The 15276-nt window shown below is 64.9% G+C and carries 18 protein-coding genes and 1 riboswitch; of the genes, 10 read left to right on the top strand and 8 right to left on the bottom strand.

What is annotated here, in order from left to right:
* Positions 1 to 24 precede the first annotated feature (24 nt).
* Positions 25 to 115: riboswitch (Fluoride riboswitch) on the top strand.
* A gap of 114 nt (positions 116 to 229) precedes the next feature.
* The 6 genes from CV770_RS16170 to CV770_RS16145 all read left to right on the top strand — a co-directional run bounded on the left by CV770_RS16170 (position 230) and on the right by CV770_RS16145 (position 3807).
* Positions 230 to 1438 carry an MFS transporter gene (locus tag CV770_RS16170; RefSeq protein WP_104462995.1) on the top strand — a complete coding sequence of 403 codons (1209 nt, stop codon included), beginning with the start codon at positions 230 to 232 and terminating at the stop codon, positions 1436 to 1438.
* Between the two features lie 19 nt (positions 1439 to 1457).
* On the top strand, positions 1458 to 1847 hold the full coding sequence (gene crcB / locus CV770_RS16165; protein WP_104462994.1) for a fluoride efflux transporter CrcB: 390 nt from the start codon (positions 1458 to 1460) through the stop codon (positions 1845 to 1847).
* A gap of 6 nt (positions 1848 to 1853) precedes the next feature.
* The gene (gene crcB / locus CV770_RS16160; RefSeq protein ID WP_104462993.1) at positions 1854 to 2276 is read left to right on the top strand and encodes a fluoride efflux transporter CrcB; all 423 of its coding nucleotides are present in this window, start codon (positions 1854 to 1856) and stop codon (positions 2274 to 2276) included.
* Positions 2277 to 2278: 2 nt separating this feature from the next.
* Positions 2279 to 2620, top strand: a complete 342-nt coding sequence (locus tag CV770_RS16155; RefSeq protein ID WP_104462992.1) for a DUF190 domain-containing protein — start codon at positions 2279 to 2281, stop codon at positions 2618 to 2620.
* A gap of 43 nt (positions 2621 to 2663) precedes the next feature.
* Positions 2664 to 2969 carry an ATP-dependent Clp protease adapter ClpS gene (gene clpS, locus CV770_RS16150; RefSeq protein WP_018322577.1) on the top strand — a complete coding sequence of 102 codons (306 nt, stop codon included), beginning with the start codon at positions 2664 to 2666 and terminating at the stop codon, positions 2967 to 2969.
* Positions 2970 to 3045: 76 nt separating this feature from the next.
* Positions 3046 to 3807, top strand: coding sequence for a hypothetical protein (locus tag CV770_RS16145; protein WP_104462991.1), 762 nt, complete (start codon positions 3046 to 3048; stop codon positions 3805 to 3807).
* A 21-nt stretch (positions 3808 to 3828) separates the two neighbouring features.
* Here CV770_RS16145 and CV770_RS16140 read toward each other — a convergent pair whose 3' ends face one another.
* The 4 genes from CV770_RS16140 to fabI all read right to left on the bottom strand — a co-directional run bounded on the left by CV770_RS16140 (position 3829) and on the right by fabI (position 7796).
* Positions 3829 to 5019 carry an adenylate/guanylate cyclase domain-containing protein gene (locus CV770_RS16140; protein ID WP_091964740.1) on the bottom strand — a complete coding sequence of 397 codons (1191 nt, stop codon included), beginning with the start codon at positions 5017 to 5019 and terminating at the stop codon, positions 3829 to 3831.
* A 75-nt stretch (positions 5020 to 5094) separates the two neighbouring features.
* A complete protein-coding gene (aroC, locus tag CV770_RS16135; protein WP_104462990.1) occupies positions 5095 to 6183 on the bottom strand; it encodes a chorismate synthase in 1089 nt (362 codons plus the stop codon).
* Positions 6184 to 6367: 184 nt separating this feature from the next.
* Entirely contained in the window at positions 6368 to 6967 is a 600-nt protein-coding gene (locus tag CV770_RS16130) for a histidine phosphatase family protein (protein ID WP_104462989.1), read from the bottom strand.
* Between the two features lie 13 nt (positions 6968 to 6980).
* On the bottom strand, positions 6981 to 7796 hold the full coding sequence (gene fabI, locus CV770_RS16125) for an enoyl-ACP reductase FabI (RefSeq protein WP_091964746.1): 816 nt from the start codon (positions 7794 to 7796) through the stop codon (positions 6981 to 6983).
* A gap of 173 nt (positions 7797 to 7969) precedes the next feature.
* Here fabI and CV770_RS16120 point away from each other — a divergent pair, with 173 nt between their 5' ends.
* Positions 7970 to 8458, top strand: coding sequence for an RNA polymerase sigma factor (locus CV770_RS16120; protein ID WP_028144186.1), 489 nt, complete (start codon positions 7970 to 7972; stop codon positions 8456 to 8458).
* Positions 8459 to 8564: 106 nt separating this feature from the next.
* Positions 8565 to 9335, top strand: coding sequence for an anti-sigma factor family protein (locus CV770_RS16115; protein WP_091964748.1), 771 nt, complete (start codon positions 8565 to 8567; stop codon positions 9333 to 9335).
* Between the two features lie 321 nt (positions 9336 to 9656).
* Here CV770_RS16115 and CV770_RS16110 read toward each other — a convergent pair whose 3' ends face one another.
* Entirely contained in the window at positions 9657 to 10619 is a 963-nt protein-coding gene (locus tag CV770_RS16110) for a DnaJ C-terminal domain-containing protein (RefSeq protein ID WP_091964750.1), read from the bottom strand.
* A 109-nt stretch (positions 10620 to 10728) separates the two neighbouring features.
* Positions 10729 to 11136 (bottom strand): RT0821/Lpp0805 family surface protein, encoded by a 408-nt coding sequence (locus tag CV770_RS16105; protein ID WP_161966502.1) that lies wholly within the window; start codon positions 11134 to 11136, stop codon positions 10729 to 10731.
* A 113-nt stretch (positions 11137 to 11249) separates the two neighbouring features.
* Here CV770_RS16105 and pdxH point away from each other — a divergent pair, with 113 nt between their 5' ends.
* Entirely contained in the window at positions 11250 to 11891 is a 642-nt protein-coding gene (gene pdxH, locus CV770_RS16100; RefSeq protein WP_091964751.1) for a pyridoxamine 5'-phosphate oxidase, read from the top strand.
* A gap of 26 nt (positions 11892 to 11917) precedes the next feature.
* Entirely contained in the window at positions 11918 to 12670 is a 753-nt protein-coding gene (locus CV770_RS16095) for an SDR family NAD(P)-dependent oxidoreductase (RefSeq protein WP_091964864.1), read from the top strand.
* Between the two features lie 1096 nt (positions 12671 to 13766).
* Here CV770_RS16095 and CV770_RS16080 read toward each other — a convergent pair.
* Together CV770_RS16080 and CV770_RS16075 are read right to left on the bottom strand one after the other, a co-directional pair.
* A complete protein-coding gene (locus tag CV770_RS16080) occupies positions 13767 to 13985 on the bottom strand; it encodes a hypothetical protein (protein WP_038972668.1) in 219 nt (72 codons plus the stop codon).
* Positions 13986 to 14189: 204 nt separating this feature from the next.
* The gene (locus tag CV770_RS16075; protein ID WP_028144018.1) at positions 14190 to 15167 is read right to left on the bottom strand and encodes a magnesium transporter CorA family protein; all 978 of its coding nucleotides are present in this window, start codon (positions 15165 to 15167) and stop codon (positions 14190 to 14192) included.
* Positions 15168 to 15276: the final 109 nt, after the last annotated feature.

The following is a 15276-nucleotide window of genomic DNA, read 5'->3' as shown; positions in this document are numbered from 1 at the left end:
GCACGATTTCCATGCTAGGTTGGCCACGCAGATGGGGATGGAGTCCCCCGATAACCGCCCGGCGGCCATGAACCCGAATCTTGGACCGTAGTGGGCTGATGACTCCTGCTTGAGGAGGGGCAATCACTGAGCCTCTGCCTTCGGCGGGAGCATGGACAAACCCGCCGGTGGCGGGTTTTTTGTTGTCTGGCGACGAAAGCCAGGAGAACGCGAAGGAGACGGCGACGACGTGACGACGACGACACCGAATGCTGCGTGTGCGGGGCTGCCCAGGGGGATCTGGGTGCTCGGCTTCGTGTCGATGCTGATGGACATCTCCTCCGAGATGATCCACGCGCTTCTGCCGGTCTATCTCGTCACCGTGCTCGGCGCCTCGACGCTCACCGTCGGCTTCATCGAGGGCATCGCGGAGGCGACGGCCTCGATCACGAAGATCTTCTCCGGCGCATTGTCCGACTGGCTCGGCCGGCGCAAGCTGCTCGCGGCGCTCGGCTATGGGCTCGCGGCCTTCACCAAGCCGCTGTTCCCGCTTGCGCCCAGCGTCGGATGGCTGGTGGCGGCGCGCTTCATCGACCGCGTCGGCAAGGGCATTCGCGGCGCGCCGCGCGATGCGCTGATCGCCGATATCGCGCCTCGCGGCCTGCGCGGGGCGAGCTTTGGGCTGCGGCAATCGCTCGACACCATCGGCGCCTTCGTCGGACCGCTCGTGGCGATCGGCCTGATGTGGTGGACCGCTGACAATTTTACCGCGGTGTTCTGGGTGGCGGTGCTGCCGGCCTTCTTGTCGTTCGGCTTGATCGCGTTCGCGGTGAGCGAGCCGGAGCCGGATCCGAGCCGGGAGCCCGCAGGGAATCCGCTCAATCTCGCCGCGATGCGGCAGCTCGGCACGGTTTATTGGCGCGTCGTGGCCGTCGGCGTCGTCTTCACCCTCGCGCGCTTCAGCGAGGCCTTTTTGATCCTGCGGGCACAGAATATCGGGCTCAATGCGATGTGGGTGCCGGCGGTGCTGGTGCTGATGAACATCGTCTACGCGCTGTCGGCCTATCCGGCCGGCGTGCTCTCGGACCGGATCAACCGGACCGGCCTGCTCGCGCTCGGGCTCGTCTTCCTCGCGTGTGCCGATCTCGCGCTGGCGCTGCTGCCGAGCCTCGGCGGCCTCGCACTCGGCGTCGCGCTGTGGGGGCTGCATATGGGACTGACGCAAGGCTTGCTCTCGGCCCTCGTCGCCGACGCCGCGCCGCCCAGCCTGCGCGGCACCGCGTTCGGCTATTTCAACCTGTTCACCGGTCTTGCCCTGCTGGCCGCGAGCGTGATCGCCGGCGCGCTGTGGGACGCCTATGGTCCGGCAGGAACGTTCTTTGCGGGGCTCGGCTTCGCGCTGGTCTCGCTCGTGGGACTCTTGGCTGTCGGCAACGGTCTGGCAGCGGAGGACAAATGAGGATGGGAGGTCGTTCATCGTGCTGAGCGGAGCAATCGCGATCATGGTCGGTAGCGTGCTCGGCGGCTGCGCGCGCTATTTCGTTTCCGGCGTGATCGCGCGGCGGCTGGGCGAGACGTTTCCGTGGGGCACCATGACCATCAACGTCACCGGCGCCTTCCTGATCGGCATTTTCGGCGCGCTGGCGACCCATCCCGGCTCGCCCTTCGCCACGCCCAATCCGTGGCTGTTCGCAGTGACGGGATTTCTCGGCTGCTACACCACGGTGTCCTCGTTCAGCCTGCAGACGCTGACACTCGCACGTAACGGCGAACCGATGCATGCGCTCGGCAATGTCGTGTTCTCGGTCGGGCTCTGCCTTGCCGCCGTCAGCTGCGGTTTCCTCCTTGCGGACGGTCTGGGAGGCTAGAGGCCGATGAACTCTTCCGCCGAGCGCTGGCGCACTGCGCTGCTCTATGCCTGGGTTGCCGCGGGCAGCATCGTCGGCGGCCTGACGCGTTATCTGGTCGGGCTCGCACTCGACACCGGGCCGGGCTTTCCCTTCGCGACGCTGTTCATCAACGCCACGGGCTCGCTGATCATCGGCTTCTACGCGACGCTGACCGGCCCCGACGGCCGCATGCTGGCGCGGCCCGAGCACCGGCAATTCGTCATGACCGGGTTCTGCGGCGGCTACACCACCTTTTCGACCTTCAGCCTGGAGACCTTCCGCCTATTCCACAGCGGCATGAAATACACCGCGCTGGCCTATATCGCGGCATCCGTCATCTGCTGGCTGGTGTCGATATGGGCAGGGCATATGATGGCCAGCCGCTACAACCGCTTGGCGAGGAGCTGACCATGCAAATCCCCAATCAGGCAGTTTCGCTCCGGATCTTCATCGGCGAGAACGACCATTTCGACGGCAAGCCGCTTTATGAAGCGATCGTGATGACCGCGCGCGAGCGGCACCTTGCCGGCGCCACCGTGCTGCGTGGCCCCATGGGCTTCGGCAAGTCGAGCCGGCTGCATACGTCGAAGATCTTGCGGCTGTCGGAAGATTTGCCGCTCTTGATCGAGATCGTCGACAGCGAGGACAACATCAACGCATTCCTGCCCATCCTGGATGGCATGATGTCGAGCGGGCTGATCACCTTGGAGAAGGTGCAGGTCCTGCAATATGGTGCGAAGATCGCCAGCTGATCGCTGCGGCAGGGAACCCGAGCCCGCGTGTCCGGGAGGCGGAATGAACAACACTGTCACCAAGCCGAAGACGCGGACCAAGACCAAGGTCGAGCGGCCGAAGCTGCACAAGGTCATCCTGATCAACGACGACTACACGCCGCGCGAGTTCGTCACCATGATCCTCAAGGCTGAATTCCGCATGACCGAGGATCAGGCCTACAAGGTGATGATCACCGCGCACAAGCTCGGCGCCTGCGTCGTCGCCGTGTTCACCAGGGACGTCGCCGAGACCAAGGCCACCCGCGCCACCGACGCCGGCCGCGCCAAGGGCTATCCGCTGCTGTTCACGACGGAGCCGGAGGAATAGCGGCGTTTGCCCGCCTCCGGTCAATTTTACCGATCTCCGCTACCGCAGGTTCAATCTCCTGTGTCACCACGCTGAGATGACAGTTGCACTGCGCAAACAGCTCGCGCTCAAGCCGGCCCGCCCAGAAACCTCATTCGGTCCGTTCAAGCTCCTGCACGCCCTGCCCTGGCTGATCCTCGCGGCTGCGATGCGGGTGATCGCGTTCGGCGGCGGCGCCGTGGCGCTGCCAGCAATAATCATTGCCGACATTTCGGTGCTCCTGGCCTTCTTCGCCACGGCGCAACAATCGATCGAGGCGGCCGGCGGCCAGTCCTCGCTCGGCGCGCTGACATTGGGCGAGCAGTTCAAGCTGTCCTTCTCGATCCTGTGGCGGATCATGCTCGTGATGATCGCGGCGGCGCTCAGCGCCAGATTAGCCGGCTTTGAGGCTTCGTATCATCTCTTGGCGGGGCTCGATGGCATTGCGTTCGACCAGTTCACCCATCCCGGGCGATTCTGGAGCGCATGGATCGCCACCATCGTGCTGCTCATGATCGTCCGTGCCGAGCGCGATGACAGCAGGGTCGCCCTGTTCGCCGCGATCGGCGAATTCGCACGGCGCGGACTGTGGCTCGGCACCGCCGTCATCGTCCTCGGCGTCGTCAACATCGCACTCGCCTATGGACAGGAAGCGGTGCGGACCGCGATCTGGAATTTCTGGCAGACCTCGTCGGCGACGCAGTTCACCAAGAACCTGATCTATTTCGTCTTCATCTTCAGCTTTGCGATGCTGCGGCTGTGGATCACTCTGACGATCCTGACGCTTGGGCTGAGGCAGTCATACGTGCGCGCAGACTAGTCCCGCCGACGGTGCCGTCCGCTAGGCCATCACAACCGGTGTCTCCTCGCCGAGCCCATACACGCGCTGCGCCTTGGAAAATCCTGCGATCGGAAACTCCCCGAGCTCGCGCCAGTCGTGGCGGCAGACATTGGCAAAGCCTTCCGAGGCGACGACGGTCCGCCCCAGGCGGCCCGTGATCTTCTCGAGCCTTGCGGCAAGGTTCACGGCGGGACCAATGCAGGTGAAGTCAAGGCGGTTGCCGCCGCCGATATTGCCGTAGAGGATGTTGCCGACGTGCAGCGCGACGCCGAAGCGGAAGCGCTCGACGGCCTCGCCGACCGGAAAGGCCAGCGCCTCGACGCTGGCGCGGGACTCGCGCGCTGCTTCCAGCACGCGCGTGCAGACATGCGCGGCATCGCCGACATATTCGTCGATCGGAAACACAGCGAGCAGGCCGTCGCCCATGAATTTCAGCACTTCGCCGCCGTGGCCGCGGATCGCGGTCACCTGACAGTCGAAATAGTGATTGAGGATCTCGACCACCGTCTCGGGTGGCAACCGGTCCGACAGCGCGGTGAAGCCGCGCAGGTCCGACAGCCAGATCGCGGCCTGCATGGTGTCGTTGTGGCCGCGGCGGATCTGGCCGCCGAGGATGCGCGCGCCGGCGCGGTTGCCGACATAGGTGTCGAGCAGCATCTCGGCGGTGCGGCGCAGGCTGATGATCTCGCTGACGCGCGCCAGCGGCGTCACGATGGAGCGGATCGCCGCGATGTGGTCGTCGGTGAAGCCGCCGGGATGCCGTGTCACCCAGCTCGTGGCGTGGACCGAGCCGTCGAGAAACGGCATCGGCACCGCGATGTAGTCGGTCGCTCCTTCGGCGCCGATGTCTTTGACGATCGGAAAGCGCGCATTGTCGGGATCGCCGACGCGCCCCCTGACCTCGATCCCCTGCTCGAACACGATGCGGAGCGGGCTCGCGGCGAATTCGGGCGTGTCCAGGACATCGAAATCGACGGTGCCGACCTCGACCTCCTCGCCCTGCCGCCAGATGAAGTTGCGGCCGAAGATTTCGGGATGCAGGGTACGGATGAAGATGCCGAACCGCCAGATTGGCAGGCCGGCGTCGACCAGATGCTCGCAGACGTCCGCGATCATCTCGGCCGGGGTGCCTGACGACCGCGCGCCGTCGATCAGCCAGTTGGTGATGCGCTGCAGCTCGGAGCTTTGCATGCCCGCATTTGCGGACGAAGTTGTGGGAACGTCAAGCTGCGCGGTGGGTTAGTACCGCGACATGAAGACCTTTTGCTAGCGTCCCACCTGCCCGCGGTCGCGCAGGAAGTGATCGGCCAGCACGCAAGCCATCATGGCTTCGCCGACCGGAACGGCGCGGATGCCGACGCAGGGGTCGTGGCGGCCCTTGGTGAAGATTTCGGTGTCCGCGCCCTTGCGATCGACGGTCCGGCGCGGCTGCAGGATCGAGGACGTCGGCTTCACCGCAAAGCGCACCACCACCGGCTGGCCCGTGGAGATTCCGCCCAGCACGCCGCCGGCATGGTTGGACAGGAAGCGCGTGCCGTCATTGCCGGTGCGCATCTCGTCGGCGTTTTCCTCGCCGGTGAGCTCGGCCGCGCCGAAGCCGGCGCCGATCTCGACACCCTTCACCGCGTTGATGGTCATCATCGCGCCTGCCAGATCGGAATCGAGCTTGGCGTAGATCGGTGCGCCAAGGCCGGCCGGCACGCCTTCGGCGACCACCTCAATCACCGCGCCGATCGAGGAGCCGCTCTTGCGGATGCCGTCGAGATAGGTCTCGAAGAACGCGGCCTTGTCCTTGTCCGGGCAGAAGAACGGATTTTTGGCGATCTCGTCCCAATCCCACTTCGCACGGTCGATCTTGTGCGGGCCGATCTGCACCAGCGCGCCGCGCACCTTCACGTCGGGCAGCACTTTGCGCGCAATGGCGCCGGCGGCAACGCGCGTCGCGGTCTCGCGCGCCGAGGAGCGGCCGCCGCCGCGATAATCGCGCAGGCCGTATTTGGCCTCATAGGTGAAGTCGGCATGGCCGGGACGAAACTTGTCCTTGATCTCGGAATAGTCCTTCGAGCGCTGGTCGGTGTTCTCGATCAGGAGCCCGATCGGCGTGCCGGTCGTCACCTGCACGCCGGTCTCCGGATGCGCCATCACGCCCGAGAGGATCTTGACCTGGTCCGGCTCCTGCCGCTGGGTGGTGAAGCGCGACTGGCCGGGTCGGCGGCGATCGAGGTCCTGCTGGATGTCGGCCTCGGTGAGCGGGATCATGGGCGGACAGCCGTCGACCACGCAGCCGATCGCCACACCATGGCTCTCGCCGAAAGTGGTGACGCGGAACATGTGGCCGAAAGTGTTGAAGGACATCGCTGCTCGCTGGTGCGTACGTCAGTTCTGACTTGTGGTGGTAACGCGGGGGAACACCGGGGTCAAACACACTCGGTCATTCCGGGGCGCCCGAAGGGCGAACTCCGGTGCGCCCTTGCGCACCTGAGAATCTCGAGATTCCGGGCTCTGTGCTGCGCGCCGCCCCGGAATGACGGCGATGGGCTTAACTAAACTTCTCCAGCCGGCCGTCGCGGAACACGTAGACAGCGCCCTGCTCGATATAGAGCTCGGCGGCACTGACGGGGGTCTCCAGGCCGAGCGAAACCATCAGGGCCCGGCAGGTCCCGCCATGGGCGACCGCGACGATGTCGGTCCGCAGCTGGTCGTACCAGGCGCGAACGCGGACCTGCACGTCGGCATAGGTCTCCCCGCCGTCGGGGCCGACCGTCCATTTGTCGGTGAGGCGCCTGGCATAGACGCCGGGATCCTTCGCCTCGCTCTCGGCCAACGTCAGACCTTCCCAGACGCCATAGCCGATCTCGCGCAGGCGATCGTCGAGCGCGTAATCCGCCACCGGCAGCTCTAACTTGGCGCGCGCGAGTTCCATGGTCTGGCGCGCACGGCCGAGCGGGCTCGACACATACGGTAGCGCCGCCTTGTCACGTCCGTCGCGCTTGAACAGATCGGCGAGAATGCTGCCGGCCTGCACGGCCTGACCGCGTCCACGCGCGTTCAGCGGAACGTCCTTGGTGCCCTGAAGCCTCCCGAGCGCGTTCCACTCGGTCTCACCATGGCGAAGGTAATAGATCGTGGGCACGGCCATTCCGGATTTGAGGCTAGTCCTTGCCGCCGAACGAGATGTCCGGCGCGTCCGGGCGCTTCATGCCGAGCACGTGATAGCCGGAATCGACGTGATGCACCTCGCCGGTGACGCCGCGCGAGAGGTCGGAGAGGAAATACAACGCACTGCCGCCGACGTCCTCGGTCGACACGTTGCGCCGCATCGGCGCGTTGGCCTCGTTCCACTTCAGGATATAGCGGAAGTCGCCGATGCCGGACGCCGCGAGCGTCTTGATCGGACCTGCCGAGATCGCATTGACGCGGATGTTCTTCTCGCCGAGGTCGGCGGCGAGATAGCGCACGCTGGCCTCCAGCGCCGCCTTGGCGACGCCCATCACGTTGTAGTGCGGCATCCACTTCTCGGCGCCGTAATAGCTGAGCGTGATCAGCGAGCCGCCGTCGGTCATCAGCTTCTCGGCGCGCTGCGCCACCGCCGTGAACGAGTAGCAGGAGATCAGCATCGACTTGGAGAAATTCTCCTGCGTGGTGTCGACGTAGCGGCCGTCGAGCTGCTCGCCATAGGCGATCGCGTGCACCAGGAAGTCGATCTTGCCCCACTTCTCCTTCAGCACCGCGAACGCGGCATCGATGGTCGCGGCATCCGTGACATCGCAATGGCCGAGCACGAGACCACCGATCTCGGCAGCGAGCGGCTCGACGCGCTTCTTCAGCGCATCGCCCTGATAGGTGAAGGCGAGCTCGGCGCCGGCGGCGCGGCATGCCTTGGCGATGCCCCAGGCGATCGAGCGGTTGTTGGCAACGCCGAGGACCACTCCGCGCTTTCCTTGCATCAGACCCGAATTCTGCGCCATTTTTGAACGTCCCGTCGAACTCTTGGTGAGGTCTGGAGGTACACCAGCCCTCCCCTGCGGTACAGCCCTAATACGCCGCGTTAACGCTGTTTCGAGCGCCGGAATAGCCGTTCCGTTCGGGTGTTATGATCGCTATAGGCGCTCGCGCCTGATACCAGGACGTCAAGATCGCAATGAGTGCGTTTCGCCAGAGTGTGGAAGCCATGATCCCGGCGTTGCGCCGCTACGCCCGCGCGCTCACGCGCGACGCGGACGCGGCCGACGATCTGGTGCAGGACACGCTGGTGCGGGCACTGCGTTCGGAGCGATTGTTTCTCGGAGGCGACGTCAGGAGCTGGCTCTACACGATCCTGACCAACCTCAACAAGAACCGGCGGCGCTCGCTGGCGAGGCGGCCGCAGTTCATGCAGCTGACGGAGAACAACCCGGACGCCAGCGGCACCGAAGCCGAAGGGCGCGACATCGAGAGGGCGCTGGCGACGCTCGTCGAAGAGCAACGCTCGGTGTTGCTCCTCGTGATGCTGGAAGGCATGAGCTACCGCGAGGTCGCCGACATCCAGGGCGTACCGATCGGCACCGTGATGTCGCGCCTGGCCCGCGCCCGCGCCCACGTCAAGGCTTCGCTGGAGGGCGAGCGTCCGACGCTCAGGCGGGTGAAATGATGGCAGGGTTGATGCATCGCGTGTCGTCCGCCCGCAGCATGAAGATGAGCTACGCGACGTCGAGCTTTGAACGACATTTAAGGCCACAGAGCCAGAGACGATTGATATGAACGACCGCAATATCCCAGTGACCGAGGACGAACTGCACGCCTATGTCGACGGCGAGCTGCCGGCCGAGCGCCGCGCCGACGTCGAGGCCTGGCTCGCAGCCCATCCTGAAGAGGCCGAGCGCGTGCAGTCCTGGCGCGCCATGGCGGAGATGCTGCACGCCCGCTACGATGCCATCGCCCAGGAGCCGGTGCCGGCCCGGCTGGAGCTCGAGCGGCTGGAACGCCGCCCGCGGCAATGGCTCTATGGCGCCGCGGCGGCGGTGCTGGTCGGCTTCGTCGCCGGCGGCGCCGCCGGCTGGGTCGGGCATGGCGCCGCCAATGCCCCCTCCACCTTCCGGAGCTTTACGGCGGACGCGCTCGACGCCCACCGCCTCTATGTCGTGGAGGTCCGCCACCCTGTCGAGGTCGGCGGCAACGAGCGCGACCACCTGCAGGCCTGGCTGACCCGGCGTTGCGGCTGGACCGTGTTCGCGCCGAACCTGGAGGCGAGCGGGCTGAAGCTCGTCGGCGGCCGGCTCTTGCCGGGTCCGAGCGGTCCGGCCTCGTTCCTGATGTATGAGGGCGCCTCGGGCGAGCGCTACACGATCTACACCGCCAAGACTGAGAATGGTGCGACGCAAATGCGCTACGCCAAAACGGACAAGGATGGTGCGTTGTTCTGGACCGAGCGTGGCGTCGGCTACGTCGTCAGCGGCGGCGGTGATCGCGACCGGCTGACCCGGGTGGCGCAGGCGGTGTATGATCAGGCCGAGAAAAACGGCACCTAGACAGTCGCTCGAGGGCGGTGCCTAGATTCCGTCATTGAAAATTTGGAATGAAGACATCGGCGCGTCTCATTATCGCACCGGATGATCACGCGAAAATGAGCAGCGTTCGATCCGCCGATCGACGCGGGCGGCCTCGATTGGGGTTTTTGGTACCGCGCTGGTCCCCCTCTCGAGGCCGCACCTTTTTATCGGCTGCCCCGCCGGGCAACCGACACGTCTCGAACGTCAGCGTCGAAGCGCGAGCCGCGCTTCAGGCGTATGTTGAGCATCATCCTTTCGGGAAGAGAATGCTCCGATCGTCGGGATACCTCGGCTAGCGCCCTAGCCGAGTCCGCTACGTGGATTGTAGGGGTGTTGGTCCCGCCACTTCTCCATCAATGCTTCAAGCTCGGCGTCGTTCCCGTCCGGTAGCATAATCCTGATGGTGACGAAGAGATCCCCGGTTCCGCCAGATTTCGGCAATCCCTTACCTTTGAGGCGGAAGGTCCGGCCACTGGAGGTGTTTTTCGGAACCGAAAGCTCCACGGCATTGCCGAGGGTGGGCACGCGGACCTTGGCTCCGAGCACCGCCTCGTAGAGCGTCACCGGCAGATCGATCCGCAAGTCAGCGCCCTCGACCTTGAAGTAGGCGTGCGGCGCGATGCTGATGGTGATCAGGAGATCGCCGGGCGGATGGCCCTGCGCGGACTCGCCCTGTCCCCGGAGCCGGATCTGCTGGCCCTCAGTGACGCCGGCCGGAATCTTGACGTTGAGCTCCTTGCCCGTCGGCAGCCGGACGCGCTTCTCGCCGCCCTTGACCGACTCTTCCAGCGAGACGGACATGGCGACATTCACGTCGAGATCGAGCCCGACGCCGCCGGTGTCGAATTCGAACTGCCCGGCGCCGCCGGCCCCAGGCCGGGCGCCGCGCACCCCGCCGCCGAACATGCTGTTGAGGATATCCTCGAACGCGCCGCCGCCCTGGCCGGGACCGCCGCCGGAGCGGAAAGTATAGCTTTCGAACCCGCCGGGGCCGGCGCGGCCGCGCGGCCCGCCACCGCCCGGAAAACCCTGGAAGCGCGGCTTGCCGTCGGCGTCGATCTCGCCGCGGTCGAACTGCTTGCGCTTGTCCTCGTCGCCGATGATCTCGTTCGCCGAGTTGATCTCGGAGAAGCGCTCGGCGGCTTTCGGGTCGTCCTTGTTGCTGTCGGGATGATGCTTCTTGGCAAGCTTGCGATAGGCGCTCTTGATCGCGGCAGCGTTGGCGCTCCGCGGCACCCCCAAGACCTCATAGGGGTCGCGCATCCGTCACGTCTCCTTCAAGAAATCGAATTGTTCAAAGGGCTCCCCGCCCCACCAGGGATTCATGTGGGAAGAGAGTGGCATTTTTGCAACTAGGGGCGCGCGCCGAATCCTAGCTCCGCCACGGCTTTAGCGTATGAATCTCCCAACGGCCACGGGTGCTTTGGCAGCCGGCGCCCTGGAGCCAGCTTTCGGTCGCCCCGTTGACGTAGCTCGCCAGGAAATCGCGGCATTTGCGGCCGTCCTCGGCGGCATAGGACTGCGCGATCGGCGTCACCGAACCGCGCGCGCCGGTCTCCGGATTCTCCCAATGCTGGCTGGAATCCCTGTCGCCCTTGCTGAGGACGTCGGAGGCGGCGTTGCGGGCGAAGGCGAGATCGGTCTCGGTCGGCGGGGCGTCCTTCGCCGGCCGCGCGATCGAACCGGTGAGGTCGCTGTCGTCGGCCTTGGCGTAGGCACTCTTGTCATTGCGGGAAAAGCTGCATCCTCCGGCACCGAGCCCGATGAGAATGATCGTCATGACAAAGCCGGACGGCCGGATCGCCGATAGGCCAACGCGTCCCCATGCCCTATATAGGGCGGTAGCGGACGACAACGCGTTTTGGGCCGCGGGACGCAACTCGGACTCCAGACATGACCGACACGACCTCGATGAAACACCAGACACCCTTAACATCCGGTGATTTCACCGCCGCCGACGAGCCATTTGCACTGTTCGAGGCCTGGCTGAACGAGGCCATCAAGAGCGAGCCGAACGATCCGAACGCCATGGCGCTCGCAACCGTCGACCCCGACGGCTTGCCTGACGTGCGCATGGTGCTGATGAAAGGCTTCGATACCGAGGGTTTTGTCTTCTACAGCCACATCGCCAGCCAGAAGGGCCGCGAACTCGCCTCAAATCCTAAGGCAGCGTTACTTTTTCACTGGAAGTCGCTGCGCCGTCAGGTCCGCATCCGCGGCAACGTGACGCCGGTGACCGAGGCCGAGGCCGACGCCTATTTCGCCACCCGACCCAAGCAGGCCCAGATCGGCGCCTGGGCGAGCAAGCAGTCGCAAGAGCTGGAGAGCCGCTTCGCCTTCGAGCAGGCGATCGCGAAGGTCGCGGCCAGATACGTCATCAGCGAAGTGCCGCGGCCGCCGGGCTGGAGCGGCTGGCGCATCACGCCCTCACGTATCGAGTTCTGGCACGACCGCCCGTTCCGATTGCACGACCGCATCGAATTTCGCCGTGACGCGGCCGGCCAGAAGTGGTCCAAGACGCGCATGTACCCCTAAGCTTTAGGCCGACCTGAAAGATGTCCATGCCGCATTCGTCCAATGCGCCGCGCCGCACACTGCTCCTGACCGGAGCCAGCCGCGGCATCGGCCACGCCACCGTGATCCGCTTCTCCTCGGCGGGCTGGCGCGTCATCACCTGCTCGCGGCATCCCTTCCCGGAAGACTGCCCGTGGGACGCGGGACCCGAGGACCACATCCAGGTCGACCTCGGCAATCCCGAGGACACCGCGCGCGCGATCAGCGAGATCCGCAGCCGGCTGGAGGGCGGCACGCTGCATGCGCTGGTCAACAACGCCGCGATCTCGCCGAAGGGCACGGGCGGCTCCAGGCTCGGCTCGGTCGACACCGATCTCGAAACCTGGACGCACGTCTTCCACGTCAACTTCTTCGCGCCGATCATGATGGCGCGCGGGCTGATCGAGGAGTTGAAGGCGGCCAGGGGCTCGGTGGTGAACGTCACCTCGATCGCGGGCTCGCGCGTGCACCCGTTCGCGGGCGCCGCCTACGCCACGTCGAAGGCCGCGCTCGCATCGCTGACGCGCGAGATGGCGTCCGATTTCGGCCGCGTCGGCGTCCGCGTCAACGCGATCGCACCGGGCGAGATCGACACCTCGATCCTGTCGCCGGGCACCGAGAAGATCGTCGAACAGCAGATCCCGATGCACAGGCTCGGCACCCCCGACGAAGTGGCAAAAATCATCTACGTGCTGTGCACGGACACTTCGTCCTACGTCAACGGCGCCGAGATCCACATCAACGGCGGCCAGCACGTGTAGTCCGTTCGCGTCATTGCAGTGACGGAGCAAGGGCGACAACCTCGCTCTCTCGTGTCCCGGACGCGTTGCGGCACGCAGTGACGCTGCGCTGCGTCCGGGGCATGAGAGCGGAGTGTGGCGCATGCTCTTTCCACGTCTTCATTGCGATGCTCCAGTGCACATCCCAGCGGCGGTGCCGGGGCAAAGGCGCATAGCGCCGTGCCCACGAATTTAAGCAATGCGGGAGAGTGGTGGGCATGCTGCGCTTTGCCCACCCTACGAAATCGAGATTGTGGCACGCAGTTCAAGTCGCAGACACGGCATCGCGGCCTCGCGGCTGAATTCGCCCGAGCTTTGCTTGGTCTCGCTACCCTCTAAATCCAAGAGGGCGCAGGGAAGGCCGGGTGCTGGCTCGCACCCGCGGTCCGCTGCGCGAAATGCACACGCAGGAAGAACCGCACAGCAGCATACAGGTGGTGCCGATCACTCGGCCTTCCCTGCGCGGTGGTTGGACGGCTTATGCCGTGATCTCCCGGGAGCCGACCATTCCTTCTGGCCTCCCTCGCCCCGCGAATTTGGATGATGCAGTCTGCCCGGTTGGGCTCGCTCGCACCTTCGCAGGACTTGACCGTAGCAACGACGGCCAGGACCACACGGTTTTGCCGTACGCACGGCCCGCCATTTCGCCGCAGTTTTTCCAGGCCCTGTCGACGAAGCCGGAAACTTACAGACGAGACGAAGCCTAGCAGCGCCGCTCATCCGCACGAAGCCTCGGGCTCACAGGGACTACCCGCCCTGCCCGCGCCTCTCATGCCGACGCTGCCGCGTCCACCGCAAGCCCGGCTCGCGATGCGTGACGACACATGATCGCCCCTCTTGGGTGAGCCGGGATGGACGACACATACGCCGAAACCGAATTTCGGTAAAGTGGAATATTTTTGGCGAAGCGGATTGACAGAGCGCGACACAGGCCCCGTTTTGGCTGGATGGACGGTTCAGTCGCTCTCCAGCGCACCCGCCAATCGGACGTCACAGCCGATTGTCTTGAAAAGAAAGGGAAGCAAGGCGATCCAGACAACGCCGCCGCAAGACCTGGATCGCCCTCGCCTTCCGTTCCTCAATCGATTCGAATCCGACGTGACCTGTCGCGCGGCCGCGGAGCGGCCGTGCTGAATGCGGTCGAGCAGTCGTCGTCGTTCTCACCGTCGAGCAGCGGAGCACCACAGTGCCGGCACATGCGTGCCGACATCGACGACGCCTTGCCGCTCGCCAGGACCTGACGATAGTTCGCCAGGTCGATGACGTTGCGGGGCGACGTTATGTGTTTTTCAACCATGGTTGTTCCTCGCGGCTACGCACTGCTTATCGCAGACAAGTTTCGCGCAAACGTTCAGCCCACCGCTCAAATTTTACCGGAGGAATTGCGGCACGGCGAACACATCACGGCGCGGCCTCAATCCCGATCTATTCTGCGACACGATTCACCGTGTCTGTGCGACCGGCGTAAGGTCTCGGTAGCTATTTTCCGAGCGCGACGAGATCAGAGCCACTTCTTCCACTTGAAGAGCCAGTACGGAAGAATCGCGGCGACGAGCATCATCACCAGCGCCATCGGATAGCCGTGCGCCCATTCGAGTTCCGGCATCATCTTGAAGTTCATGCCGTAGATCGAGGCGATCAGCGTCGGCGGCATCAGCACGACGGCCATGACCGAGAACAACTTGATGATGTTGTTCTGCTCGAGATTGACGACGCCGAGCATGGCATCGAGCACGAAGGTGATCTTGCTGGAGAGATAGGAGGCGTGGTCGGTCAGCGAGGAAACGTCACGCTGCATGGTCTTGAGCTGCTCGCGCATGTCCTTCGACCATTTCACACCCTCCACCACCGCCGAAAGGAAGGTGACGACGCGGCCGATCGACACCAGGCTCTCGCGAACCTTCGAGGTCAGATCGCCCTTGCGGCCGATCGAGATCAGGATCTGGGAATATTGCTTGGCGTGACCGTGGCGCTCGCTCTCGGGCTCGAAGATGTCGTGGCTGACCTGGTCGATCTCGGCGCCGCAGCGTTCCAGGATGTCGGCGCAGCGGTCAATCACGGCGTCCAGCAGCTCCATCAGCACCATCTCGCCGGTAATGGAGGGCGTGCAGGAGCGGGCGAGCTTGGCCTCGACCAGAGCGAACGGCTTCGGCAGGTCGTAGCGCACCGTCACCAGGCGGTGGTCGCCGAGGATGAAGGTCACCGCCGTGGTCCTGGGCATGTCGGTATCGGAGTGGCACATCAGCGTCGCGGTCATGTAGCGCGCGCCGTTCTCGATATAGAGACGGCTGGAGATCTCGATCTCCTGCATGTCTTCCCGGGTCGGGATGGCGATGCCGGCGAGCCGCTCCACCGCCTTGTCCTCGGCCGCGCTCGGGTTGACGAGATCGATCCAGACCGCGCTTTCGGGCAACGCGGTGAGATCTTCGATGACAACCTTCTTCAGGACGGACTCGGAGGGAACAAACACCGAAAACATGCACGACTCCAGCGAACCTGCGACAGAATGACAGCCCTTAGCGCGATTCTGACAAGTTCACGATGACAACCACATTAACGGAGCGTTTGCATTTGTGGCGGTGACATGG

The sequence above is a fragment of the Bradyrhizobium sp. AC87j1 genome, from assembly GCF_002936975.1.
Lineage (GTDB): Bacteria > Pseudomonadota > Alphaproteobacteria > Rhizobiales > Xanthobacteraceae > Bradyrhizobium > Bradyrhizobium shewense.
Note: the sequence above shows the minus strand (reverse complement) of the source record. Positions and strands in the feature narration are given on the sequence as shown.